28 protein-coding genes and 1 tRNA gene are annotated in these 20,445 nt (G+C 69.2%); 14 read left to right on the top strand and 15 right to left on the bottom strand.

The annotated features are described in order from the left end of the window. Positions 1-11 precede the first annotated feature (11 nt). On the top strand, positions 12-734 hold the full coding sequence (gene rph / locus DQ237_RS11495) for a ribonuclease PH (protein ID WP_113800278.1): 723 nt from the start codon (positions 12-14) through the stop codon (positions 732-734). A 10-nt stretch (positions 735-744) separates the two neighbouring features. Continuing rightward, entirely contained in the window at positions 745-1,362 is a 618-nt protein-coding gene (rdgB, locus tag DQ237_RS11490; protein WP_113800277.1) for an RdgB/HAM1 family non-canonical purine NTP pyrophosphatase, read from the top strand. Here rdgB and DQ237_RS11485 read toward each other — a convergent pair. Further along, positions 1,349-1,570, bottom strand: a complete 222-nt coding sequence (locus tag DQ237_RS11485) for a hypothetical protein (RefSeq protein WP_113800276.1) — start codon at positions 1,568-1,570, stop codon at positions 1,349-1,351. The genes rdgB and DQ237_RS11485 overlap by 14 nt on opposite strands. A gap of 126 nt (positions 1,571-1,696) precedes the next feature. Between DQ237_RS11485 and DQ237_RS11480 the strand changes: the two genes are divergently transcribed. The 6 genes from DQ237_RS11480 (at position 1,697) to DQ237_RS20205 (ending at position 5,529) form a co-directional block, all read left to right on the top strand. Next, on the top strand, positions 1,697-2,071 hold the full coding sequence (locus DQ237_RS11480) for a hypothetical protein (protein WP_113800275.1): 375 nt from the start codon (positions 1,697-1,699) through the stop codon (positions 2,069-2,071). Between the two features lie 52 nt (positions 2,072-2,123). Then, entirely contained in the window at positions 2,124-2,639 is a 516-nt protein-coding gene (locus DQ237_RS11475) for a DinB family protein (protein WP_113800274.1), read from the top strand. A gap of 37 nt (positions 2,640-2,676) precedes the next feature. Then, entirely contained in the window at positions 2,677-3,597 is a 921-nt protein-coding gene (locus DQ237_RS11470) for a hypothetical protein (RefSeq protein ID WP_166509589.1), read from the top strand. A 97-nt stretch (positions 3,598-3,694) separates the two neighbouring features. Next, on the top strand, positions 3,695-4,234 hold the full coding sequence (locus DQ237_RS11465; RefSeq protein ID WP_147251790.1) for a hypothetical protein: 540 nt from the start codon (positions 3,695-3,697) through the stop codon (positions 4,232-4,234). Continuing rightward, positions 4,231-4,551, top strand: a complete 321-nt coding sequence (locus DQ237_RS11460) for a VOC family protein (RefSeq protein ID WP_240619584.1) — start codon at positions 4,231-4,233, stop codon at positions 4,549-4,551. Before DQ237_RS11465 ends, DQ237_RS11460 begins: the two co-directional genes overlap by 4 nt. 546 nt (positions 4,552-5,097) lie before the next feature. Beyond that, on the top strand, positions 5,098-5,529 hold the full coding sequence (locus DQ237_RS20205) for a toll/interleukin-1 receptor domain-containing protein (RefSeq protein WP_240619583.1): 432 nt from the start codon (positions 5,098-5,100) through the stop codon (positions 5,527-5,529). A gap of 93 nt (positions 5,530-5,622) precedes the next feature. Here DQ237_RS20205 and DQ237_RS20625 read toward each other — a convergent pair whose 3' ends face one another. The 3 genes from DQ237_RS20625 to DQ237_RS11440 form a co-directional block, all read right to left on the bottom strand. After that, positions 5,623-5,919, bottom strand: a complete 297-nt coding sequence (locus tag DQ237_RS20625) for a WhiB family transcriptional regulator (protein ID WP_113800271.1) — start codon at positions 5,917-5,919, stop codon at positions 5,623-5,625. Positions 5,920-6,007: 88 nt separating this feature from the next. Further along, positions 6,008-6,247, bottom strand: a complete 240-nt coding sequence (locus DQ237_RS11445; RefSeq protein WP_113800270.1) for a hypothetical protein — start codon at positions 6,245-6,247, stop codon at positions 6,008-6,010. Then, entirely contained in the window at positions 6,244-6,468 is a 225-nt protein-coding gene (locus tag DQ237_RS11440; RefSeq protein WP_113800269.1) for a hypothetical protein, read from the bottom strand. Before DQ237_RS11440 ends, DQ237_RS11445 begins: the two co-directional genes overlap by 4 nt. A gap of 44 nt (positions 6,469-6,512) precedes the next feature. Between DQ237_RS11440 and DQ237_RS19445 the strand changes: the two genes are divergently transcribed. From DQ237_RS19445 to DQ237_RS11420, 4 genes are all read left to right on the top strand, one after another. Continuing rightward, entirely contained in the window at positions 6,513-7,475 is a 963-nt protein-coding gene (locus DQ237_RS19445; protein ID WP_147251789.1) for a hypothetical protein, read from the top strand. Between the two features lie 228 nt (positions 7,476-7,703). Continuing rightward, positions 7,704-8,348, top strand: a complete 645-nt coding sequence (locus tag DQ237_RS19440; protein WP_147251788.1) for a hypothetical protein — start codon at positions 7,704-7,706, stop codon at positions 8,346-8,348. A 171-nt stretch (positions 8,349-8,519) separates the two neighbouring features. Beyond that, entirely contained in the window at positions 8,520-9,140 is a 621-nt protein-coding gene (locus DQ237_RS11425) for a hypothetical protein (protein ID WP_113800266.1), read from the top strand. 3 nt (positions 9,141-9,143) lie between these two features. Next, positions 9,144-10,043 (top strand): hypothetical protein, encoded by a 900-nt coding sequence (locus DQ237_RS11420; RefSeq protein WP_147251787.1) that lies wholly within the window; start codon positions 9,144-9,146, stop codon positions 10,041-10,043. A gap of 3 nt (positions 10,044-10,046) precedes the next feature. Here the strand turns inward: DQ237_RS11420 and DQ237_RS11415 are convergent, their stop codons facing one another. The 10 genes from DQ237_RS11415 to DQ237_RS11375 all read right to left on the bottom strand — a co-directional run bounded on the left by DQ237_RS11415 (position 10,047) and on the right by DQ237_RS11375 (position 18,184). After that, entirely contained in the window at positions 10,047-11,249 is a 1,203-nt protein-coding gene (locus DQ237_RS11415; RefSeq protein ID WP_113800264.1) for a site-specific integrase, read from the bottom strand. Continuing rightward, the gene (locus DQ237_RS11410) at positions 11,249-11,926 is read right to left on the bottom strand and encodes a recombinase family protein (RefSeq protein ID WP_113800263.1); all 678 of its coding nucleotides are present in this window, start codon (positions 11,924-11,926) and stop codon (positions 11,249-11,251) included. The genes DQ237_RS11415 and DQ237_RS11410 overlap by 1 nt, the downstream gene beginning before the upstream one ends. Next, the gene (locus tag DQ237_RS11405) at positions 11,923-12,327 is read right to left on the bottom strand and encodes a hypothetical protein (RefSeq protein ID WP_113800525.1); all 405 of its coding nucleotides are present in this window, start codon (positions 12,325-12,327) and stop codon (positions 11,923-11,925) included. The genes DQ237_RS11410 and DQ237_RS11405 overlap by 4 nt, the downstream gene beginning before the upstream one ends. 196 nt (positions 12,328-12,523) lie before the next feature. After that, a complete protein-coding gene (locus DQ237_RS11400) occupies positions 12,524-12,949 on the bottom strand; it encodes a hypothetical protein (protein WP_113800262.1) in 426 nt (141 codons plus the stop codon). Positions 12,950-13,084: 135 nt separating this feature from the next. Beyond that, complete coding sequence (locus DQ237_RS11395) at positions 13,085-13,849, bottom strand: HGGxSTG domain-containing protein (protein ID WP_147251786.1); 765 nt, start codon at positions 13,847-13,849, stop codon at positions 13,085-13,087. Between the two features lie 222 nt (positions 13,850-14,071). Further along, positions 14,072-15,964 (bottom strand): AAA family ATPase, encoded by a 1,893-nt coding sequence (locus tag DQ237_RS11390; protein WP_113800260.1) that lies wholly within the window; start codon positions 15,962-15,964, stop codon positions 14,072-14,074. A gap of 479 nt (positions 15,965-16,443) precedes the next feature. After that, positions 16,444-16,899, bottom strand: a complete 456-nt coding sequence (locus DQ237_RS11385) for a hypothetical protein (RefSeq protein WP_113800259.1) — start codon at positions 16,897-16,899, stop codon at positions 16,444-16,446. A gap of 1 nt (position 16,900) precedes the next feature. Then, a complete protein-coding gene (locus tag DQ237_RS19740) occupies positions 16,901-17,077 on the bottom strand; it encodes a hypothetical protein (protein WP_166509588.1) in 177 nt (58 codons plus the stop codon). A 414-nt stretch (positions 17,078-17,491) separates the two neighbouring features. Beyond that, on the bottom strand, positions 17,492-17,686 hold the full coding sequence (locus DQ237_RS11380) for a helix-turn-helix domain-containing protein (protein ID WP_166509587.1): 195 nt from the start codon (positions 17,684-17,686) through the stop codon (positions 17,492-17,494). A 417-nt stretch (positions 17,687-18,103) separates the two neighbouring features. Beyond that, positions 18,104-18,184: transfer RNA gene (locus DQ237_RS11375), tRNA-Leu, on the bottom strand. A gap of 88 nt (positions 18,185-18,272) precedes the next feature. Between DQ237_RS11375 and DQ237_RS11370 the strand changes: the two genes are divergently transcribed. Then, the gene (locus tag DQ237_RS11370) at positions 18,273-18,503 is read left to right on the top strand and encodes a DUF3618 domain-containing protein (protein ID WP_113800257.1); all 231 of its coding nucleotides are present in this window, start codon (positions 18,273-18,275) and stop codon (positions 18,501-18,503) included. A gap of 71 nt (positions 18,504-18,574) precedes the next feature. On the opposite strand, the gene DQ237_RS11365 is transcribed toward DQ237_RS11370, so the two are convergent. Then, positions 18,575-19,189 (bottom strand): TetR/AcrR family transcriptional regulator, encoded by a 615-nt coding sequence (locus DQ237_RS11365; RefSeq protein WP_113800256.1) that lies wholly within the window; start codon positions 19,187-19,189, stop codon positions 18,575-18,577. 125 nt (positions 19,190-19,314) lie between these two features. Between DQ237_RS11365 and DQ237_RS11360 the strand changes: the two genes are divergently transcribed. Further along, complete coding sequence (locus DQ237_RS11360) at positions 19,315-20,424, top strand: EAL domain-containing protein (protein ID WP_113800255.1); 1,110 nt, start codon at positions 19,315-19,317, stop codon at positions 20,422-20,424. Positions 20,425-20,445: the final 21 nt, after the last annotated feature.

Here is a 20,445-nt window from a genome sequence, read left to right as displayed (position 1 = left end):
TGTCGGCATCCGTGACCCGCTCCGACGGCCGTTCGGCCGACCAGCTCCGTCCGGTGACCATCACGCGCAACTGGCTCGACCACGCCGAGGGGTCGGTGCTCGTCGAGTTCGGCCGTACCCGCGTGCTGTGCGCGGCCAGCGTGACCGAGGGCGTGCCCCGCTGGCGCAAGGGCTCGGGCCTGGGCTGGGTGACCGCGGAGTACTCGATGCTGCCGCGGGCCACCCACACGCGCAGCGACCGCGAGTCGGTCAAGGGCAGGATCGGTGGTCGCACCCACGAGATCAGCCGCCTGATCGGCCGGTCCCTGCGTGCCTCCATCGACCTGGGGGCGCTCGGCGAGAACAGCATCGCCATCGACTGCGACGTCCTCCAGGCCGATGGCGGCACCCGGACCGCGGCCATCACCGGCGCCTACGTGGCGCTCGCGGACGCCGTCTCCTGGCTGGGCGAGCGCAACAAGCTGGCCAAGCCGAAGCCCATGGTGCAGTCGGTCGCCGCGGTGAGCGTCGGCGTCATCGACGGCGAGCCCCGGCTGGACCTGCACTACGAGGAGGACGTGCGCGCGGGCACCGACATGAACGTCGTGTGCACCGGCGACGGCGGTTTCGTCGAGGTCCAGGGCACCGCCGAGGGGGCGGTCTTCGACCGGCCGACGCTGGACGCCCTGCTCGACCTGGCCGTGGCCGGGTGCACCGAGCTCACCCGCCTCCAGGCCGAGGCCCTCGCGCGATGACGACGCCCCGATGAGCACCCGACTGCTCCTGGCGACCCGGAACGCGGGCAAGCTCGCCGAGCTGCAGCGGCTGCTGGAGACGGCGGTGCCCGGCGTGGAGGTCGTGGGGCTGCGGGACGTGGAGGAGTACCCGGAGGCGCCGGAGACCGGCGCGACGTTCGCGGACAACGCGCTGCTCAAGGCGCGCGAGGCGGTCCGGTACACCGGCCTGCCGGCGGTGGCCGACGACTCCGGCATCGCCGTCGACGCGCTCAACGGGATGCCCGGCGTGCTGTCGGCCCGGTGGTCGGGCCGGCACGGCGACGACGACGCCAACACCGCACTGCTCCTGGGCCAGCTGGCCGACGTCCCGGACGAGCGGCGGGGGGCGGCGTTCGTCTGCGCGGCGGCGCTGGTGACGCCCGACGGCACCGAGCGGGTGCTGGAGCGCCAGTGGCGGGGGAGCGTGATCCGGGAGGAGCGGGGCAGCAACGGCTTCGGCTACGACCCCGTGTTCGTCCCGGAAGGGCTGGCGCTGACGTCGGCGGAGCTGTCGCCGGCGGAGAAGGACGCACGCAGCCACCGCGGGCAGGCGTTCGCTGCCCTGGTGCCGGTCCTCGCGGAGGTGCTGGGGGTCAGCGGAAGCTGAAACCCAGCCAGGCCAGCGAGTCCTCCTCCTCCGGCTCGGCGTGCCGACCGGGGCGGACGAGCTCCTCCTGCGTGGCCACCAGGACCGCGCCGAACTCCGGGGCGCGGTGCCGGCCACGCGCGGGGGCCGCAGCAGAGGAGTGGACGACGGCGGCGCGCACCATGGCGGCCGGCAACCAGGTGGCGGTCGAGGAGGCGCTGGAGGTCATGTCCTGCTGATCGGCACGCCGGGGGGTCGACCGAAGGGCCGCGCGCCGAAGCCCACCCGGGTGGGTGAACCGAACGTCACGGGTGCGTGGCACAGCGCACTCGGGCCCGGTCAGTAGCCTGCGGGCATGGAGTTCGTGCGCCTTCTGCTGGTCGTGATCCACATCCTGGGGCTCTCCCTGATCATCGGGCCGTTCCTCTTCCAGGTGAGCCGCAAGGCGGGCTTCGAGCCGCGTCTCATGCAGATCGGCGCGCTCGTGCAGCTGGTGTCCGGTCTGGCCCTGGTCGGCGTGCGCGAGGCGAACGACCTCCCGGTGGACAACGCCAAGATCGGCGTGAAGCTCGTGGTCACGGTGCTCGCCGTCGTCACGGTCTTCCTCGCCGCGCGCAAGCAGCGGGCCGCCGCGGCCGGTCAGGCCGACCCGAAGTCGCCGCTGCCGTTCTTCCACGCCACCGGCGCGCTGGCGATCCTCAACGTGCTCATCGCCGTGCTCTGGACCTGAGCGCCGGAAACCCCCTGATGTCCCACGCCGCCGGCCGCTAGCGTCCGGCGGCGTGACCATTCCTGCGCGCGTACGGCCCCCTGGCGACGGCGACGAACGGGCGGTGCTGCTCGGCTGGCTGAACCTGCAGCGGGCGATCGTGCACCGCAAGTGCGAGGGCCTCGACGACGCCGCGGCGCACCGGCCGCTGGTGCCGACCTCGCCGCTGATGACCGTCGCGGGCGTGGTCTCGCATCTGCGCTGGGTGGAGCACTGCTGGTTCCAGGTGCTCTTCCTCGACCGGGAGCAGGAGCTCAACCCGCAGTTCGGTGAGGCGGAGGACGCCGACTTCCGGGTGGACGGCGTCCCGCTCGCGCAGCTGCTGGAGGAGTACGCCCGCGAGTGCGCCCGGTCCGAGTCCGTCGTCGCGGCGGCCTCGCTCGAGGACCGGGGCTGCAACCGCGAGCACCGGGCCGACACGCTCACGCTGCGCTGGATCCTGGGGCACATGGTCGAGGAGGTCGCCCGGCACGTGGGGCATCTGGACCTGCTGCGCGAGCTGGCCGACGGCGACAAGGGCTACTACTGAGGGAGTGAGCGGTCCGGGGCGCGGGCACCCTCCCTCCGTGCAGGTGTTCGTGGACGCTGCTCGGCAGCTGCGGTTCGACGACGGGACGCCGGTGACGGCGGCCTCCGGGGTGGCGCCGTTGGGCGACGGGTGGCTGGTGGCGCAGGACGACTCGGTCATCGCCGCATGGCGCGGCGACGACGGCGTCGTCCCGGTCCGCCTCCTACCGCCGGTCGAGGGGCACGACACGTTCAGCGCGGAGCGGGGCACCAAGCACCTCAAGCCCGACCTGGAGGTGGCCTGCCCGGCCGAGGTGGCCGGCGAGCCGGCGGTGCTGCTGCTCGGGTCCGGGTCCTCGCCCCGCCGGATGCGGGGAGTGCTGGTACGGCTGACCGGTCGCGAGCCGGAGGTGCGGGCAGCCGAGCTAGGCCCGCTCTACGAGCGGGTGGCCGAGCGCCTGGGTCTCCCGATGGACCACCTCAACCTGGAGGGTGCGAGCCGGCACGGCGGCACGGTCCGCTGGTTCAACCGCGGCAACCTGGTGACCGGGGTCCGCTCGGCGAGCGTGGACGTCCCCCTCGAACCGCTCGTCGCCGCGGTCCTCGGCCGAGGCGAGGCGGCCACGGTGCCGGTCGAGCGGCCGCTGGAGTACGAGCTCGGCGAGGTCGGCGGGGTCGGGCTGGCCGTCACCGACGCGATCGCGCTGCCCGACGGCCGGGTGCTGCTCAGCGCGGCCGCCGAGGACACGCCCAACGCCGTCGACGACGGGCCGGTCGTCGCCACGGCGATCGCGCTGCTGGAGGGGGAGTCGGTGCGGGCGATCGCGCCGATCCCCGAGGTCGGTGGGCTCGTGCACAAGGTCGAGGGGCTGGCCCTGCGCGGAGTCGACGGTGGCACGGTGCGGCTGCTGGCGGTCGTCGACGACGACGACCCGGCCACCCCGTCGGCGGAGCTGGACCTCCGCGTCGAGCTGGGATAGGAACGCCCACCCTCTCGGGCGCATGGGAGCGCGGCGCGGCATCGACGACGTCGTCACCCGCTACCGTCCCGGCGGTCGGTCGAGGCAGGGAGCAGGCGTGAGCGGTCCAGGTCAGCACCAGCCGCAGGGCTGGGGGGCACCCCCTCCCGGCTACGGTCCAGCCCCCTCCTCCGCACCGCCCGGGTGGGGCCAGCCGGTGTGGGGCCCGCCACCGTGGGGTCCGCCGCCGAAGCGGCGCGCCTCGCGCTGGCTGACCATCGGCCTGCCGATCGGTGCCGTCGTCCTCGTCGCGGTCCTCGGCCTGGGCTACCTGGTCTTCAAGGGTGTCTCCGAGGGGATCATGCCGGCGAAGCGGGCGGTCGACGCCTACGCCACCGCGCTGGTCGAGCAGCGGTGGGAGGACGCGCACGACCAGTTGTGCGAGAGCGGAGCCCGCGAGTACACGCCGGAGGACCTGGCCGAGGCCTACGGCGACCCACCGCTCACCGCGTACAGCGTCGACGGCGTGAACGTCACCTGGTCGAACGGGCGGGGCACCGGGAACGCCTCGGTCACCCTCGAGGCCCGGGGCACGGTGCGCGACCACGTCGTCCTGCCCTTGGTGGAGGAGGGCGAGGACTGGCGCGTGTGCCCGTGACGGGCCCACCGGCGAAGAGCTTCTACGCCGACTACCTGGGGTTGAGCACCGAGGAGTTCCACCTGGGCTGGGTGGCCAGGTACTCCTCACCCCATACCGGGGCCGTCGTCCAGCTGGTGACCCGTGACGCGGCGGCGCCCGAGGACCCGGTCGTCTCGGTGCTCGTCGACGACGTGGAGACCGCGTACGCGGACGCGGTGCGGCGCGGCTACGAGATCGTGCATCCGCTGGGCACGGAGGACTGGGGCGTGCACCGCTTCTTCGTCAGGGCCCCGGACGGCACCGTCGTCAACGTCGTCGGCCATCCCGGAGGCTGAGCCGATCCGGGGCGAGTGCGGGAGGCGGGAGTCGAACCCGCACGCCCGAAGGCACCAGATCCTAAGAACGTCGGAGTGAGCGGTGACTCATGTCGTCCACCAGCGGATTCGGCTTGTGAGCTGCGGATACGCTCCGGTCGATGATCGGCAGGAGAGCCCCTGATCATCCCTGCTCGCGGCAGACCATTGGGTAAAACGTTGGGTTGACGGGCCTACCGTGTCAGTGCCTCGATTACTGGTGTCTATTGACGCCGTTGTCTCGGAACTGTCGGTGGTCGTCTCTACTGTCGACTTATGCAGTGCACAGCGCCCCGTCAAGGTCACCGCACCGCCAGCGGTGCCGCCGCCTGCCCCGTCCACGGCCGGTCGTCATACCGCTCCTACTCGTCCTACGCGTCCCCGTCCTACTACTCCCCGCCGACGCCGTCCCGCGGCAGCGGGGGAGGCGGTGGCAGCCGATCGACGCGCCCGCGGTGGTCGCCGGCGAACTCGCCGGTCACCTACACCTCTAGCGAGGTCGCGGCGCTGGACCGTTACCGCAGCAAGGTGGAGGCGATCGGACCGAGGGCCGAGTCCTATGACCTGTTCCTCTGTCACGCCTGGGACGACCGGCGGGGGACCGCGACCGAACTGCACAACCTTCTCGAAGCCGAGAACGTGTCGGTCTGGTTCAGCGAGAAGGACATCATTCTCGGCCAGCCGTTCATGCGGGAGATCGATAAGGGGTTGGCCAAGGCCCCCATCGGTCTCGTCCTCATCACTCCCGCGTTCCTCAAGCGCGTCCAGAGCGGCGGGGTCTCCGAGAAGGAACTTTCTGAACTGCTTTCACGCGACTTGCTGATCCCTGTCGCGCACGGAGTCACGTATGACGAAGTTAGGTCGGTCAGTCCACTTCTCGGCTCCCGCAACGGGCTGAGCACGGATGAGGACTCCATGGAGACCATCGCCACGAAGATCGCCGAACTGATCGCTCTGTAGGCCTCGGGCGGCATCTGGACAAGACGAAGCACCACAGTTGATCTAAGGACGACGGGCGGGGCCACCGGCAGCAAACCCCGCCCGTCGACCGGCTCAGGCGCCGCGCGCCACTCTCGGCGGCTTCGTCTTCCTTGGGCCGTTCGCACCCATGCAGGGCCTAGGGTCCGTTGGCAACGGCAGCCCCAGTCGCCGGCCGACGCGTTCCCGAGTGGTCAGCCCGCCCCACATGCCCCAGGGCTCGTCGTACGCGTTGGCGTGGGTGAGGCAGGCCGCACGCACCGGGCAGACGCCGCAAACGGCCCTGGCGGCAGCGGTCGGCCGACCCGGCTTGTCGTCCATCCAGTCCTCGGGGTCATGGGCCTGGCAGGCGGCACGCACCGCCCACGGCATCGAGGGAACTCGCGGTTGCTGCCGTCCCGCCTGACGCAGTCGACGCAGCTCGCTAGCGATGATCTGCCGATCAGTCGTGGGCACGGGGTCAGTCGTTGTACAGGTTCGGGAACATCTCGCGGCGGCGCCGGTGGATCGCGTCGACTTCGGCTTGGCGCGCCGGGCTCAGCGGGGCAGGGGTCGTCGCCCGCTGCACCGCCAGTGCGTACCGGTGCCGTTCCTCCAACGTGGGCGCGCCGGGCGTGGCAACGGTGACCGGCTTGCCCTGCTCGTCCGTGAACTGCGAACCGGCCGAAGGAGTCGCCCGAGGGCGACGCCGTCGGCTCACGGTGCCACCGCGTTCCAGGTGCCGGGCTGGCCAAGGTCACCGGCCGGGACGCTGTTCCGCACGATGACCGGCCGGGCGGGGTTCGGCACGAAGATGTGCAGACTCAGGGTGCCGTCGCCAGGGTCCTCGGTGACGACGGCCGGGCGGACAGGCTGCCGCAGCGCGCCGAGCTGGCTGCGGTCGAGTTCGGACAGCGTGTAGAAGACGGTCTGGCCCAGCATGGCGGGCCTCCTTCCGTGGTTGGCTACGACCACGGTGCAGAAGAATGCGGCGCATCTATTGGGAATCTGTTTCCGCTCATGAGTATCTTCTGAGCGTGCCCACCTTCACTGAGTTCATTCACTACCAGTACAGGGCCATGCATGATCAGCTAACCGAATGTGCGCAGAACGCGGAACGTGACGAGAATGCGCCCGCCTTCACCTCGGAGGCTCTCTACGCGCAACCGGAAGATGCCCCGCACACTTCGGAGGAAACGCTCAACATGGCTGCGCGCATCATCGTGGCTGGCCTTGGCATCCGAGTCAGGCAGCATGTTGGCGCTCTGGCTCTCACCTACGCCCCGTCCGACCCCGCTCCAGAGTGGGGAGGTATTCCCTTTGACGTGCGAGAGTGCTGGCCAGGAAGTGCCGCCTTTACGATCGCCAGGTCGGTCCTCGAGGGCGTTAGTAGTGCCTGTTGGATCCTTGCGCCTTCGGCTGAACCTGTGACGCGACTTCGCCGAGTTGCGTGTATCGAACTCTGGTCGGCCTACAACAATGATATGGCCGGGATGCAGCCGTCCATGCTGCCGTCAACCCGTGATCTTGTCCAGGGTGCAGGCTTCGACATCAGCGAAAAGAACAATAGGCAGCCCGGCTTGAAGGAGGGCGACGGAAGGCCGCTGTCGTTCTCTTATCAAGTTGCGGTTCGAGAGGTGTTCGATCAAGAGGGAGTCGCTTGGTACAAGCGCTGGAGTGGTCGCGCTCATCATGCACTTTGGGCGTCAAGAAACACGATCGGGTATCAGGAAGAGGCCAGAGACGCTGGGCCCGGGTTCTCGTTCAAGTCCAGCATGGAAGTGCCCGCCCATGTCGACCTCGCCTCCAACATGGCGTCCGTGCTCGCAAGGTATGTGGACGACATGGCTACTTTCTATGGCCGGACCTTCGATGGCACAGCTCTCCACAACCAAGCCGCCTTCCTGAAGACGAAGGCGGCTGAGGCCCGAGCCGCTACGGCAGGGTGAGTCGCTACCGACGTGTCCACGCCGGAGCCGGGAGTGAGCTAGAGGGCGCGGACTAGGGCCGTGCTGTCGCCACCGTGCGCGACCGTGTGCTCTCATCGGCTCCCAGTCGCGTCCTCGGGAGGGTTTTGTCAGCATGGGTAACACAAAGCAGTGGACGCACAACGAGCTTCAGGCCATGCTCCAGGCCTACTTGACGCGGGACCGCACGATCCCTATGCGCTTGGAAGCTTGGAAGCTTGGAAGCGTGTCGGACGACTTCTTCAGCGGAATAGTGAAGAGCTCCTCGCTTACCTCGATGGAATCGCGCTTGAGGGTGACCCTGTCGACGGGGAGAAGGAGCGTTCTGAGGTTGAGCGACTACTTCTCAACTTCGCTAGCGCGGCCTCCGCCCGCGTAGATCATTCCCGGAACGCTTTCGACAAGGAATCACCCGACTTTCAGGAGCGGTACGCGCCGCTGAAGGACACCCTCGGTGAAAGCACGGAGCATCTGCTGGCCTGGGGGATTCGGAACTACATCCTTCACGTCGGATTGCCACCATTGAACTGGGTCGGATATCTTGAGGTCCGCCCACCTCTCGGCCTCGTCACAGTTCTGGACTTCCATGTGGACCGTGAGGCACTGCGGCGCGTGGACTTCTTCAAGGGCGGGTCCAAGAAGAAGGCGCTCGATGCGCAGGAGCCGATGATCCGGCTCGCGCCTCTCGTGAAGGCGTATGCCGAGGCCGCGAAGGCGTTGGACGCGGAGGTGGTCGAGTTGTTCGAGCAACTCCATGCCGAGGAGCTCGACGAGGATTTCGCGATGTGGCGTGAGGTCCAAGCGGCCTGGAAGGAGGCCGGGCTCGGAGCCTGGGTGGGCGCAACAGAAGACTGACGCCTGCGACCCGCGCGCCGGGCTGCTGTCGACAGCGGAGCCGTCTAAGTCCGCCCCGCTGCGTCGCTTCTGCCACCGAGCCCACGCATCGACGCCGGGCCGGCGACTACCCGGCATGGCGGACGGCCGGTCCCACGCAAAGTGTCGGTACTACGACCTACGGTCAGGCTCATGTCCATGCATCACGCTGGTCCGGTAACGGGCGCTGACAACGAGCTGATCGATCGTCTCCTCAGCCTGATCGACCAGGCGCCCGCGTACGAGCCGATGTGGTGGATGAACTACGGCGCTTTGGCGGCGGTCAATGTGGCTTGCAACGTGCCACGCCCCGGCGGTGACGCGGGGCGTGTCCAGTTCGTGAGTGACCTGCGCGATCGCATCGAGCATCTAGTTGACAGAGGTGCCGCAGAGGATTTCCTCGTCCGAGCCCTTCGGCGGGAAATCGACGACTTCGCGGGCAAGCGAGCTGACGTGGGCGAGCGCAATCAGCAGGCGGAACGCGTGCGTGATCACCTCAAGGAAGTGATCGAAAACTCTGGCGCGCGGGAGGCGTGGCGGGACCGGATGGCCCGCAGGATTCCTGCCTTCGCCGAGATGCCTGATGATCGCCTGATCGCGGAAGCCCAACGCATGCTCGAAGGCTCGCCCTTGACCGCACCCGCAACGGCCGAGGATGCGGCGAGCGCTTGGGCCTCCTCTGAAGCCTGGCTCGACGCCTCAAAGGAGGTGCTCGGGGATCATGTGATCGAGCGATGGCGGCACCTCTCCATCCAGCGGCAGATGGACACCTGAACCGTGGCAAAGGACAGTAAGCGTGAGCGTCGAGGGCCGATGGCGCGTGACCCGAAACTCGACAGCCTTCGCGTCGAGCCCACCGGCAAGTGCTGGTGGTGCGGTGCGCGAGCGGACAGCCAGGAACACCGGTTCAAACATTCGTCTCTCCGGCGGGTAGCTGATGGGAAGGGTCCCCAGAACGTCTTCAAGAAGAGTGACGACTACTCGGACGTCTTGAAGAGTCTCTCAAAGGGCTCGCAGGTGCGGTGGCCGAAAAATCTCTGCGCCAACTGCAATAACGTCCGCAGCCAGCCGTTTGACTATGCGTACGACCGCTTTGAGGAATTCTTGTTCGCGCATGGCCGCGAGATGCGCGACTGGGAGCGGCTCGACTGGTCGACTATCTACGGTCAGGAATGGCAGCAAAGTTCCACTGATCTAGCCAGGTATTTCGGAAAGCAGATCGGCTGCATGTTGACGGCGCAGGACTTGCCTGTCCCGGGAGAACTTATCGCCTTCTTGGATGGCGCCGAGCGATGCCCCAGCGTGTGCTTCATGCTCTTCCGCAACTGGCGGGGAGTGGCGGCAGATCGGACCATGCGACGTCATGGCGCTGTCGATGACGGCTTGATGTCTTTCATAGGCCTATTGCCGTCGACTGCTTACACGACCGAGGGAATCTTCAGTGGCGTCGACTATGGCTACCACATTGGTTACGTCTGGATCCTCGCCCAGTGGCGCGCCGGAACGGACCGATCCTCATGGTTCGAGCACCCCTCGATCGACGTGCCCCTTGTGAACGGCTCTCTTCGTGATCAATTGGGGTGGCTCCCGCACCAGTTGCACATGGAGTATCGACACCTGTCTAGCGTCTTCCGCACCTTCGTGGGCAAAGACAGGAAGGCTCGCCCCGAGTCTTAGGTATCAGCTCCCTGCCCTTGCTCGCCGGGTGCGTTCGATGGCGGCGGCGTAGTCGGGCTCCTTGGCGACGTGTGCGTAGACGGCGTCTGTGAAAGCGATGGAGTGGTGGCCCAGCCACCGGCTCACGCTGAACATGTCGTGCCCGTCTGCGAGCCACTGGCTGCCGCAGGTATGCCGCAGGTCGTGGAAGCGGACACCGCTGTGCGGGTCGGAAGGCAGCCCCACTGCGGCTACGGCAGGCACGAAGACGTGCTTGTAGAACGACCCTGCGTTCCACAGCTCGTCGCCGTCGTAGCTGAGCGGGCCGCTGCGGAACTTGGCGGGCCAGAGCGGTGCGTCGAGGTTGGCCCGGCGTGGGTGGGCGGCCAGGTAGAGGCCAAGGTCGTGGAGCAGCTCGTCGTCGAGGATGGGAACGCGTCGCCGGCTCCTGGCGCTCTTGGGTTCCTGAACCACCCACATGCCACCGGGGTAGGTCCGTTCCGCCATGCGCTCTACGTGCACCTCTCGGCGAGCCAGCCGCAGGTCTCGCACGCGGAGCCCTGCGATCTCGCTGCGCCGAAGACCCGTGCCAGCGGCGAAGCGGACGAGCAGCCCGTAGACCGGCTCGGTCTCGGCGCACTTGGCGGCCACGGCGGCGACCTGCGCCCGGCTCAGGAAGTGCCCTTCCCGCTTCTCGCGACCGGTGGGCAGCCGCTTCGGTCGGTCCACGACCTCGCACGGGTTCGACTGGATGAGGCCGTGCTTGCGCGCGTAGTTCAGCGTCGCGGAGAGCGGGAAGATCGCGTGCTTGATGGTGCCGGGCATGACCGGCCCCAGCTCCGCGACCCACTTCTCGACATCTCGACTTGTGATGCTGTCGATGCGTCGCGCGCCGAACGTGGGCAGCACCCGCAGGCGTAGCCCGCGTTCGTAGTTCTCTAGCGTCCGCGGTCGGACGCGCGTCGCTTGTACGGCGAGCCACTGCTCCGCGACCTCGGCCACGGTCACCTTCCCGACGTTCGGTGGCACGTAGGTGCCGGTCGCCTGAGCGTGCTCGACACCAGCTCGGTACTGGCGTGCGGCGGCCTCGGTGGGGAACGACTTGTCTCTGACGCGCGCCTTGCCAGTGGCCGGGTCGACCTCGCGCCAGCGAGCGATGAAGACGGTGCCCTTGCCCCGGTGCGCCTTGTAGACGCCGGGCGTGCGGGTCTTGATCAGTCCGGCCATCAGGCCACCTCCAGAGCCGAACGGGTGGGTTCGGGGTCAACGGGGTCAATCGCAGCCGAGGTCAGGAAGCCGCCGACGCTGCCGGGGCTCCACCGGACACCGCCTCGGACGGTGGGGACACCCTCGGCGGTGAGGGCGGCGGCGATGCGGCGGTGAGACAGGCCGTCCGCCTTCATCGACACGATGCGTGCCAGCAGGCCCGGGTCGATCTGGCGTGGGCGGCCCAGGCGGGTGCCTCGGGCCTTGGCGGCAGTGAGAGCGGCCTTGGTGCGGGCGCTGATCATTTCGCGTTCCAGCTCGGCGAAGACGGCGAGCATCTGAGCCATCGCCTTGCCGTGCGGGGTGGCCAGGTCCATGCCCAGGTCGAGGACGATGAGGTCCCACTTCTGGCGGCGGGCCGTCTCGAGCACGTCGCTGGCCTGGATCACGCTGCGGCCGAGCCGGTCCATCTTCGCGACGACGAGCGCCTGTGCCTCGCCAGCCTTGAGCCGGCCTAGGGCGCGGTCGAGAGCCGGGCGGTTGCGCAGCTTGCCGCTGACGCCTTCGTCGACCTCCCAGGCGACCGACCAGCCGCGCCGGGCAGCCTCGTCCTCGACGGCAGTGCGCTGCGCCTCCAGACCGAGGCCGCTCTGCACCTGCTCGTCGGTGCTGACCCGCAGGTACGCGACGACGTTCATCGGTCCTTCTCCACCGGCTGCCAGCCGACGTTGTAGGGGTCGGTGAGCGCGGTCGAGCCGTGCAGTTCCACCCGCCCGTCTTCATGCACGCCGTACACGTCGATCCGCAGCCGAGAGCGCACCCACGTCGGCACGCGCTTGGCGGCGGGCAGGTAGCTAGCGGGAACGACTGCGGCATAGCGAACGCCGGGTTGGTCCTCGGACTCCATGCGGCGCAGTAGTTGGCCGTACATCGTGTCGACGTCGAGGCCAGGACCGCTGGTGTGGCCCTTGGCCTCGGCGATGATCGTGGCGCCTTCCTTGGTGGCGACCACGTCGACGAACTTGACCTCCGTGGTCACGGTCCACCCGTCCGCTTCGAGAGCGGCACAGAAGTGCTCCACGACCTGGGCTTCCGTCATGGGCACGGGACCACCGCCAGCGGGGCGCGCCACTGTCGGCGTTGTGCGTCGGCCGGGAGGCCGGTACCCGCGTGGGTACCGGCCTCGGCGGTCTGGGGCGTCTGGGTCGGGATGGCGGGCTGCGCGTCGGCACCCGGTGGGCCGGGTGGCGTGGGGTTGGGGTGCATGCGGCCTCCTGGGGCTCTTGGGTGGTCGATCAGGCGGTCTTGGCCGGGATCGCCTTGGTGGCGGTGGGCTTCTTTGTTGCGGGCTCCGCGGCCGGGGCCTTGGCAGCCGGGGCCTTCTTCTCGACTGGGGCCGTCGCCTGCTCGGCAGCCGCCTTCGCGGCGGCCTTTTCCTCCGCCTTGCGCTGCCGCTCGGCCTCGCGGTCGGCGGCGCGCTGCGCCTTCTCGGCCTCGACAGCGGCCTTGGCCTGCGCCTGGGCGGTCTTCACTCCGACCCGGTAGGCGTCGGTGCTGCGGAACGCCTTGCGCTTGCTGGTCACCAGGAACACCTGCTCGGCGGTGATGCCGCCCGCGCCGTGCTCGGTGTTCAGAAAGTCGGCGAACGCCTGGTGCATCGGGCCGACGCGGGTCGCGCTCTCGTCGGTGTCGACGGCCGGGGTGGTCTTAGTGCTGGTCACGGGATGCCTCCTGCGGTTTGGGACTCGTGTGGTGCGGGCCCACTCAGCTCACAGAACGGGCGGCCAGAAGTTCAGGACTTTCTGACCTCCACTCTCTGTGGACCCCGACGCGACGCCGATACGCCGGGTTCGGCGTCAGCGGCGGCCAGCCACGCGGCCCCTGCGGGGCGGTCGTGGGGTGGGCCGGTAGGGCTGGCGGTCGTCCTCTGGCTCGATGCGGCGGCGCTCTGGAAGCGGGTGGCGGGGCGGCGGCCGGTCGTCGCCGTTCGCCTTCGGCATCGCCGGCTCTCGGTCCTGCACCGCTCCACCGGCATGCGACTGCACCGGCCGCCCCGAGGGCAGGTCGTGCCCGTAGGCGAAGTCGTCCGACCAGTCCTCGCCGTGGGGCTCGGCCTGGTAGCGGGTCAGCTCGTCAGCTATCTCCCGGTCCTGATCCGCCCGCTCGGCTTCGATCACCAGCGGGTCGCGCGCTTCCGCGAACGGCCGCATGGCGGCCTCGCCGTCGCCGGGCACGGTGGCCACGATCCCGTCGAGGATCTGCTGCCACACCGGCACCTCGATCTCGACCGTGGTCTTGCCGGTGACTTGCGCCCGGTCGAGCAGGTCCTTGGTCGCCGCCAGGCGCACGGCAGGCGGGATCGCCGTGTCGGTCATGAAGGCGAACAACTGCGCAGCGGCCTTGTCGCTCGCCAACGCGATGCGCTCGGCGGCCCGACGCCGCGCGGCCGGGGCAGCTCCACCGTGCATCCGGCACACGTTCTGCCCCTTCATGGGCCACTTCTTGCAAGGGAGGCCCGTCCGGGACGAATGCGCGATGCAGTGCACCGGCTCTTCCGTTCGAACGCGCTTCCTCTTCTTCTTCACCGCGAGGCTCGCGCCGTCGTGGACGAACTTCCCCATCAGGACTTCCTCCTTCTCGTGGGTGGATGAACGGGCCACAGCGACCCCCTCACCCTCGGTCTGCCAACGGGCGGCCCGGCCACCACCGCGCGGCCAGGCACCACCACCACCCCCTCGCCCTAAAGGGGCGCGAGGGGGTGGGTGGCGTGTGTGCCTCAACCCCCTCGGCGAGGGGCTGCGTGGGGGTTGAGGGGGTGGTGCAGCCGCCCCGAACCGTGCTTCTCATCGCTGGTTCTCCGGTGCGTGCTCGGGCAGCCAATACCGCTTCTCATTCCGCGGTCCCAGCTCCATGGCGACCTCGCCTCGGCCGTGCATGTCGCCTAGGACCTTGGCGAGTTCGCCCTTCCGCGAGTCCAGAACTGCTTCGAGCTTCGCGGTGTTCGCTCCGTCCGAGCCCGCCGCGTCCAGTGCAGCGAGAACGCCCTTCCGGAACTGCTCGTGCTTCTGGTTGCTCCGGTTGCCGGTTCCCGCCGTCAGATGGCGAGTGGCCGGGTCGTAGTTGAGAGCGAACTCCTCCACGTCCGGCATTCGCCCGCTGGTGGAGTGGAAGAACCGCACACCGTTCTGGCCCTTGGTCAGAACCCACCGCTGATCGGCCCAGTCATCGAGAGCAGTGGCACCGCGAGCCCGCTCGGCGCCAGGGGTGCCGTTGTCTCGCCCGGTGTGCACGAACAGGAACAGGTCGGGAACCCCGGCGCGGGCCTTGACCTCGTCGAGCGCAGCGGCGAACAGGTTCACGTGGTCGTTGCTGTTCTCTTCTCCGAACCCGGCGAACGCTCGGCGGTGAGGGTCCAGGAAAAGCACCTCGACGGCCATCTCCTGACACCAGGCGACCAGTTCCTCCCGACCTTGCTCGTGGGCCAGGGAGAACGGCTTGCCGCGCAGGTTGAGGATCGCGATGCGGTCGGCGCTCTCGATGCCTTGGTCGTCCAGCCACCCGAGCATGTCGCTGTCGGTCAGCTCGTAGTTGAGCAGCCCGATCCGACCCACGGGCGGCTGCACCGAGAAGCGTCCGAGAAACGGGGTGCCGTCCGCCAACGACCGCAGCAGGTTGCCGCCGAGGGTCGTCTTCCCGGTCTTGTACTGAGCGGTGATCGTCGTGTTGTAGCCGCGCCGATGCAGCCGTTCGATCAGTTCGGCCGGCTCCTCCGGCCGGTTGGCGAGCGCCTCCTTGAGCGTCTGGCGCGGCAGGGGCTCGAACCCCACCGCCGCTTCCTCAGCCCGCAGGATGCGCAGGGCATCGCGATGCGTCCGCAGCCGGTCGATCTCGCGTAGGAGGGCTCCGTCGTCCTGCTCGTCCTCTGCCGCGCCCGCCGGTTCTGCACCGGCCCCGGCGAGCTGGGCGAGCGCCTTCTTCTTGACGCGCTTGCCTTCGTGGGGTGCGTGCCCGGCGGCCAGGTGGTCGCGCACGTCCTTGCCCTCGATGGGCACCCGCGCCTCAGCCCGCAGACCGGCCGCCAGCACCGCCGCGAGCCGCTGGTGGGCGCAGGCGTACCCCGGCGCGTCGCGGTCGGCCCAGACCACCACACGCGCGGCGCCCGCCAGGGTTGCCGTGTGCTCCGGTCGCCACTTGCCCGCCCCGCCCGGATGACAGGTCGCCCAGGCGTTGACGCGGTGCTTGATGAACCAGCCGTTGAGCGCGTCCGCGTCGGACTCGCCTTCGGTGATGTGGATGGTTCGGCCTTCGCCCACGGCCTCCAGCACTTCATCGAGGCGATACAGCGGACGGCGAACGCCTTGCATGGCACCGGCGCCGCCGAACCAGCCGCCGTGCCCGTCGGCGCGTTCCTGATAGGTCCGGCTCTTGCCGTTCGTGCCGGGTAGCTTCACGACTCGAAAGAGCGGCACCCCAGCCTCGTCGCAGTACACGTACCGGCGGACCTCGTCCTTGGGCCGGTCGACCAGGTCACGCGGTTCCAGCCCCAGGACCGGCAAGAACTCGTCGGCGCCGCCGCACTTCGCGCAGGCGAGGATGACCTTGCTCGGTTCCTTGTCTCCGTAGCGAACGGTCAGGGACGCGCTCTGGTCATCGTTGGTGTGGTTGTCCTTGAGAGGGCACGACCAGTCGGACTCGCTGCGCTGCTCGGCGCCCGCCTTCCGCAGGGCCGCCTGCACCCGCGCCAGCGCAGACCCCTTCTCGGCAGTAGCCCCTGCGCCACGATTCCGAAAGGTGCTCACGCGCGGTCCCGCTTAGGCCGTCTTACGAGCCGAACGTCCTCGTTGAGCAGCGCCACCGCGAGCGCTTCATCGGCGGCCCGTTGGTCTTCTCGGTCGGATGGGTCGCCGCACAGGTAGATGCACAGTTCGTGTCGCAGGATCGGAATGGGCATGGGCTCGCCTGTCAGTTCAGCCCATAGCTCGACGAGGTCGCGGGCGTGGCAGTTTCCGTCCGCCGTGAGGGTGACCGCATGAGATTCGCGATATGAACGAATGGCTCGCAATGCGAGGCGGAAGGCGGATGACTGTGGATCAGGTGGCTTCTGTAGCGTGGCTGTTGCCCTCATGCGCGGGGCCTCCTCTGGTTGGGGATGCGTGTCCGAAAGGGCCGGGGTTCAGGTTCACGGGTTCCGAAACCCCGGCCCTTTCGACTGGAATCAGAAGTCGAACCGGATCGGGCCCAGCGGGTACTTCCGATACAGGAACTCCAGGACGTCGCGCGGGTGATCGCGGTCGTGCAGCGCCTTGGCGTAGTCGCCGGGCAGCGTCTCCGCGAGAATGACGAGGCGCCCCGCCTTCTTGTTCAGATCCGCGATCCGGTCGCGCGCTTCCTTGGCGGGGATTTCTCGCCGCTTCATCCGCTTGCGGATCGCCTGCGCCTCGGCGAGCAGTTCCTCCGCCTCCTGGCGGTAGCCGTCGGCGTCCTCCTGCGCGGCCTCCATGAGCTGCACAGCGCCGTCGCGGATTAGCGACTCCTGCTCGTCGATGACCCTCTTGCGGCCGTCCCGGTACAGCTTCTCCTCAAGGCTGTTCCGGAAGGTCCGGCTGTTCAGGTCCGCCTCGGCCTCTGCCGGGCTGGCGAAGAAGACGCCTGCCCCCTCTAGATCGCCCACGTCAGATCTCTCCCATCCCGTACTGCGCGGCGAGCTCCTGGTCGCTCTCGGTCTCCATGGCGCCGAGGCGCTTCTCGCGGTCGCGCAGTTCCAGCAAGTCGTCCTCGGCCTTGGTCAGCTCTCGCTGGAGCTTGCTGACCGCGCCCCCGAACGCTTGCAGTCGTGGCGTGTATGTCATTCCTTCTCTCCCTGGTTGGTGGTGCGGAGACTTGCCAGCAACATTCGGAATACCTCCGACCTGCTGACATTCATGACCGTGCACAGCAAGTCGAGGTGCCGCCGATCCCCCTCCGGGAGATAGACGACCAGTCGATCGGCATTCGGGTACATGTGCCGTCGACCACGGGTTCTCAACATGCGTCCTCGCTCTCGGTGTCACGGGCTGCCCATTGGCTGCACCACCAATGCTGGACGCCGAAAACAGGAGTCATGCAGAACTTCTGCCGGGACAGATCGAGGCGCCTGTCGAACCGGCATTCAGGGGTGTCACTGTGGAGTTCTCAAAGAGCAAGCGGACAGGCGTAGCGGTCCTGTCCGTTCGTCACCCCACGCCAGCGCAGACCGAAGGGTGGCGTGGGGTGATGGGTGCGGCTCAGCCGATCTGGGCGGCCACGTAGGCGAGCACGGCGCTACGCGGGGTGCGGGCGGCTGCCCCGACCTTGACCGTCGGCAGCAGCTTCTTCCGCCGGAGCCGGCGAACGGTCACGCGAGAGACGCCGAGGAACGCGGCGGTGCGTTCGTCGTCCCACAGTTCATCTGTAGGGCTGAGCTTCGGAGTGCTGGGCACGTTGGCCTCCAGTGATCTGGAGGGCTCCCGAAACGACAAAGGCCGGACAGGAACCCTCAAGGGTTCCGCCCGGCATCCCGCTCCTCATCGGAGCGCTCAGGACCCAACGGTCGTACGTTCGCCCGACTGGCCTCCCGCGCACGGGGTGGGCCGGTCTTCGTGTTCCCGCCCATTTTCGGAGCCCCGGGGAACAACCGGGTCACAGCGGGTCATGCGGCTACGTACTGACAGCGGCCCCAGCACGGTAGACGGGGACCTACAGATCGGGCAAGGGAGCGCTGGGGAGTGGATGAGCTGGCCGGATCGCCTGTCCACAGCTCCCGTTGGGTACACCGTTGGGTAGAGCCTCGGAGTGCAGTGGCGGGCGCAGAGCCCGTTGCTGCTCAGCTCGGGCGTTGGCCAGGGGATTCACTGTTGTGCGGGAGAGGGGAGTCGAACCCCTACGCCCGAAGGCACCAGATCCTAAGTCTGGCGTGGCTGCCGTTACACCACTCCCGCGCGGTCGCCGAGTCTAGGAGTAGCCCGCCCGGGTGCACCCGGCGACGGTCGGCGCGCTGACCAGCGCGCCGTCTGGCAGGCTGTCGCCGTGCCTCGCGACCCACGACAGATTCAGCTGGAGATCGACTCGGCCCGCGAGTCGCTGGCCGCCACGCTGGACCAGATCGTCTACCGGACCAGCCCGACCCGCCTCAAGGCCCAGGGCAAGGACGCCGTGCAGCGGTTCCTGCAGACCCCGGCCGGTCAGGCCACGGTCGGCGCCGTCGGCCTGCTCGTCACGTTCGTCGTCGTCCAGAAGATCCGGCACCGCAAGCGCTGACCCGCCCCTGACACGACGAAGGCCGGTCCACCCCGCGGGGTGGACCGGCCTTCGTCGTCTGGTCAGCAGTGTCAGGCAGCAGCCCGGATCAGCGGCATGACGACGGCGTCGAGGACCTCGTCGGCGTAGGCCTCGTCGACCGTGCGGCCGGTCAGGAGCCAGCGCTGCACCAGCAGGGCGCTGATGGCCTCGGCGGCCACCGAGGAGCGGAAGGACGCCGGGACCTCCCCGCGAGCCTCGGCGTTCTCGAACACCGTGACGAACGACTGCTGCCAGACCGCCAGCGGGCCGTTGTGGAACGCCTCGGCCAGGGCCGGGTGCCGCGGCACGGTGGAGAGCAGGGAGAGGGTGGCGGCACCGGTCGGCCCGTTCACGACCCCGACGAGGTTGTGCAGGAGCTCGCGCAGGTCGCCCTCGAGAGAACCGGTGTCGGGGCTGGAGGCCTCGGCGCGGTTCAGGTCGGAGATCGTGTCGACGACGAGGTCCTGCTTCGTGCGCCAGCGGCGGTAGATCGTCGCCTTGCCGACGCCGGCCTCGGCGGCGACCGCGTCCATGGTCAGCGCGCCATAGCCCACGTCGGCGAGGAGCTGCAGGATCGCGGCGCGGATGACGCCGTCCCGGCTCGGGTCGCGCGGTCGGCCGCCGCGACTGGGTCGGGCTTCTTCGGTCGTGGGGAGAGCGGCCATGGCCAAACCTTAGACACTCAAGTTGTGGAGTTGCTGCAGATCCCCCGTGAGTACCCCCGGAAGTGGTTCCGATACCGGCCGCGCGCCTCGAACGTGCACCCGGATCGGTGAGTCACCCTCGTGCCGTGGGAACCATCTGCGGCGGTGTCTGTGGGTGCCGCCAGAACTGGGAGGTGCCCGGGCGCGCGAGCCGTGCCCTGCTGGCGACCTCCATCGGCCACGTGCTGCCGCACGTCTCGCGGACGGCGAAGGCACTCGGTCTGACCGTGACCTCCTCGCCCCAGCTGGTCGACATCGCCGACGACCGCGGAGGGCAGCGCCTCGAGGCGCTGTGGCAGCGGTTGGCCCGCGAGCTGACCGGCGCCGAGACCGAGGCCGTGCGGGTGGTCATGGATCCGCCGACGGCCGGGCCGGCGCTGGCCTCCCGGCTGCTGACCGCGCCCTCGCTCGCCGTCGAGCTCGCCCGCCGTGGCGTCACCGTCGAGGTGGGGGTGCTGGCCGAGGCGGAGCTCTGGTCGACCTACCAGCCGATCGTCTCGCTGGCCGACCGCTCGGTCGTGGCCCACGAGGCGCTGCTCCGCGGCGTCGTCGACGGCCGGGAGGTGGGCGGCGGCGACCTCTTCTTCGTCGCCGAGCAGGCGGGCTGGCTGCACCGCCTCGACCGCATCGGCCGCGAGTCGGCCATCGCGGGCGCGGCGGACTGGCTCGGGAGCGACGACCTCTACATCAACATCCACCCCAACTCGATCTACCGGCCCCAGGTCTGCCTGGCCAGCACCGAGCGCGCCGCGCACGACGCCGAGATCGCCGCCTCCCAGGTGGTCGTCGAGATCGTCGAGTCGCACGCCATCGTCGACCGCGGGCACCTCGTCTCGGTGCTCGAGCACTACCGCTCGCTCGGCTGGCGGGTGGCCCTCGACCACGTGGCCGCCGGGTGGTCGAGCCTGTCGTTGCTGGCCGCGGTCCGGCCCGAGGTGGTCAAGCTGGACAAGGGGCTGGTGCAGGAGCTGCCCGACGACGGGGCCCGCACGGTGCTGCGGACGCTGGTCGAGCTGGCCCACCAGCTCGGCGCGGTCGTGGTCGCCGAGGGCGTCGAGACCGAGCAGCTGGCCGAGGAGGTCACCGCGCTCGGCGCCGATCTGGGGCAGGGCTGGCTGTTCGGCCGCCCGGTCCGGCCCGAGCCGCCGGTCGAGGAGCCGGAGGGCCGCTGGCAGCCGGTGGAACGCGTCCGCTGACCCCGGCCCGTCGACGGCGGG

It is taken from the genome of Blastococcus sp. TF02-8 (assembly GCF_003319175.1).
Taxonomy (GTDB): Bacteria; Actinomycetota; Actinomycetes; order Mycobacteriales; family Geodermatophilaceae; genus Blastococcus.
The sequence above is the reverse complement of the archived record's forward strand: the minus strand, read 5'-3'. Positions and strand labels throughout refer to the sequence as shown.

What these genes read in the sequence shown, in the direction of transcription:
- DQ237_RS19445 (WP_147251789.1), top strand. Translation starts at nt 6,513, where the DNA reads ATGCGGCGCATCTATTGGGAATCTGTTTCCGCTCATGAGTATCTTCTG.
- DQ237_RS11425 (WP_113800266.1), top strand. Translation starts at nt 8,520, where the DNA reads ATGTCCATGCATCACGCTGGTCCGGTAACGGGCGCTGACAACGAGCTG.
- rdgB (WP_113800277.1), top strand. Translation starts at nt 745, where the DNA reads ATGAGCACCCGACTGCTCCTGGCGACCCGGAACGCGGGCAAGCTCGCC.
- DQ237_RS20625 (WP_113800271.1), bottom strand. Translation starts at nt 5,919, where the DNA reads ATGCCGTGGGCGGTGCGTGCCGCCTGCCAGGCCCATGACCCCGAGGAC.
- DQ237_RS11365 (WP_113800256.1), bottom strand. Translation starts at nt 19,189, where the DNA reads ATGGCCGCTCTCCCCACGACCGAAGAAGCCCGACCCAGTCGCGGCGGC.
- DQ237_RS11410 (WP_113800263.1), bottom strand. Translation starts at nt 11,926, where the DNA reads ATGAACGTCGTCGCGTACCTGCGGGTCAGCACCGACGAGCAGGTGCAG.
- DQ237_RS11415 (WP_113800264.1), bottom strand. Translation starts at nt 11,249, where the DNA reads ATGGCCGGACTGATCAAGACCCGCACGCCCGGCGTCTACAAGGCGCAC.
- DQ237_RS11395 (WP_147251786.1), bottom strand. Translation starts at nt 13,849, where the DNA reads ATGGGGAAGTTCGTCCACGACGGCGCGAGCCTCGCGGTGAAGAAGAAG.
- DQ237_RS11480 (WP_113800275.1), top strand. Translation starts at nt 1,697, where the DNA reads ATGGAGTTCGTGCGCCTTCTGCTGGTCGTGATCCACATCCTGGGGCTC.
- DQ237_RS11405 (WP_113800525.1), bottom strand. Translation starts at nt 12,327, where the DNA reads ATGACGGAAGCCCAGGTCGTGGAGCACTTCTGTGCCGCTCTCGAAGCG.
- DQ237_RS11485 (WP_113800276.1), bottom strand. Translation starts at nt 1,570, where the DNA reads ATGACCTCCAGCGCCTCCTCGACCGCCACCTGGTTGCCGGCCGCCATG.
- DQ237_RS11440 (WP_113800269.1), bottom strand. Translation starts at nt 6,468, where the DNA reads ATGCTGGGCCAGACCGTCTTCTACACGCTGTCCGAACTCGACCGCAGC.
- DQ237_RS19740 (WP_166509588.1), bottom strand. Translation starts at nt 17,077, where the DNA reads ATGACATACACGCCACGACTGCAAGCGTTCGGGGGCGCGGTCAGCAAG.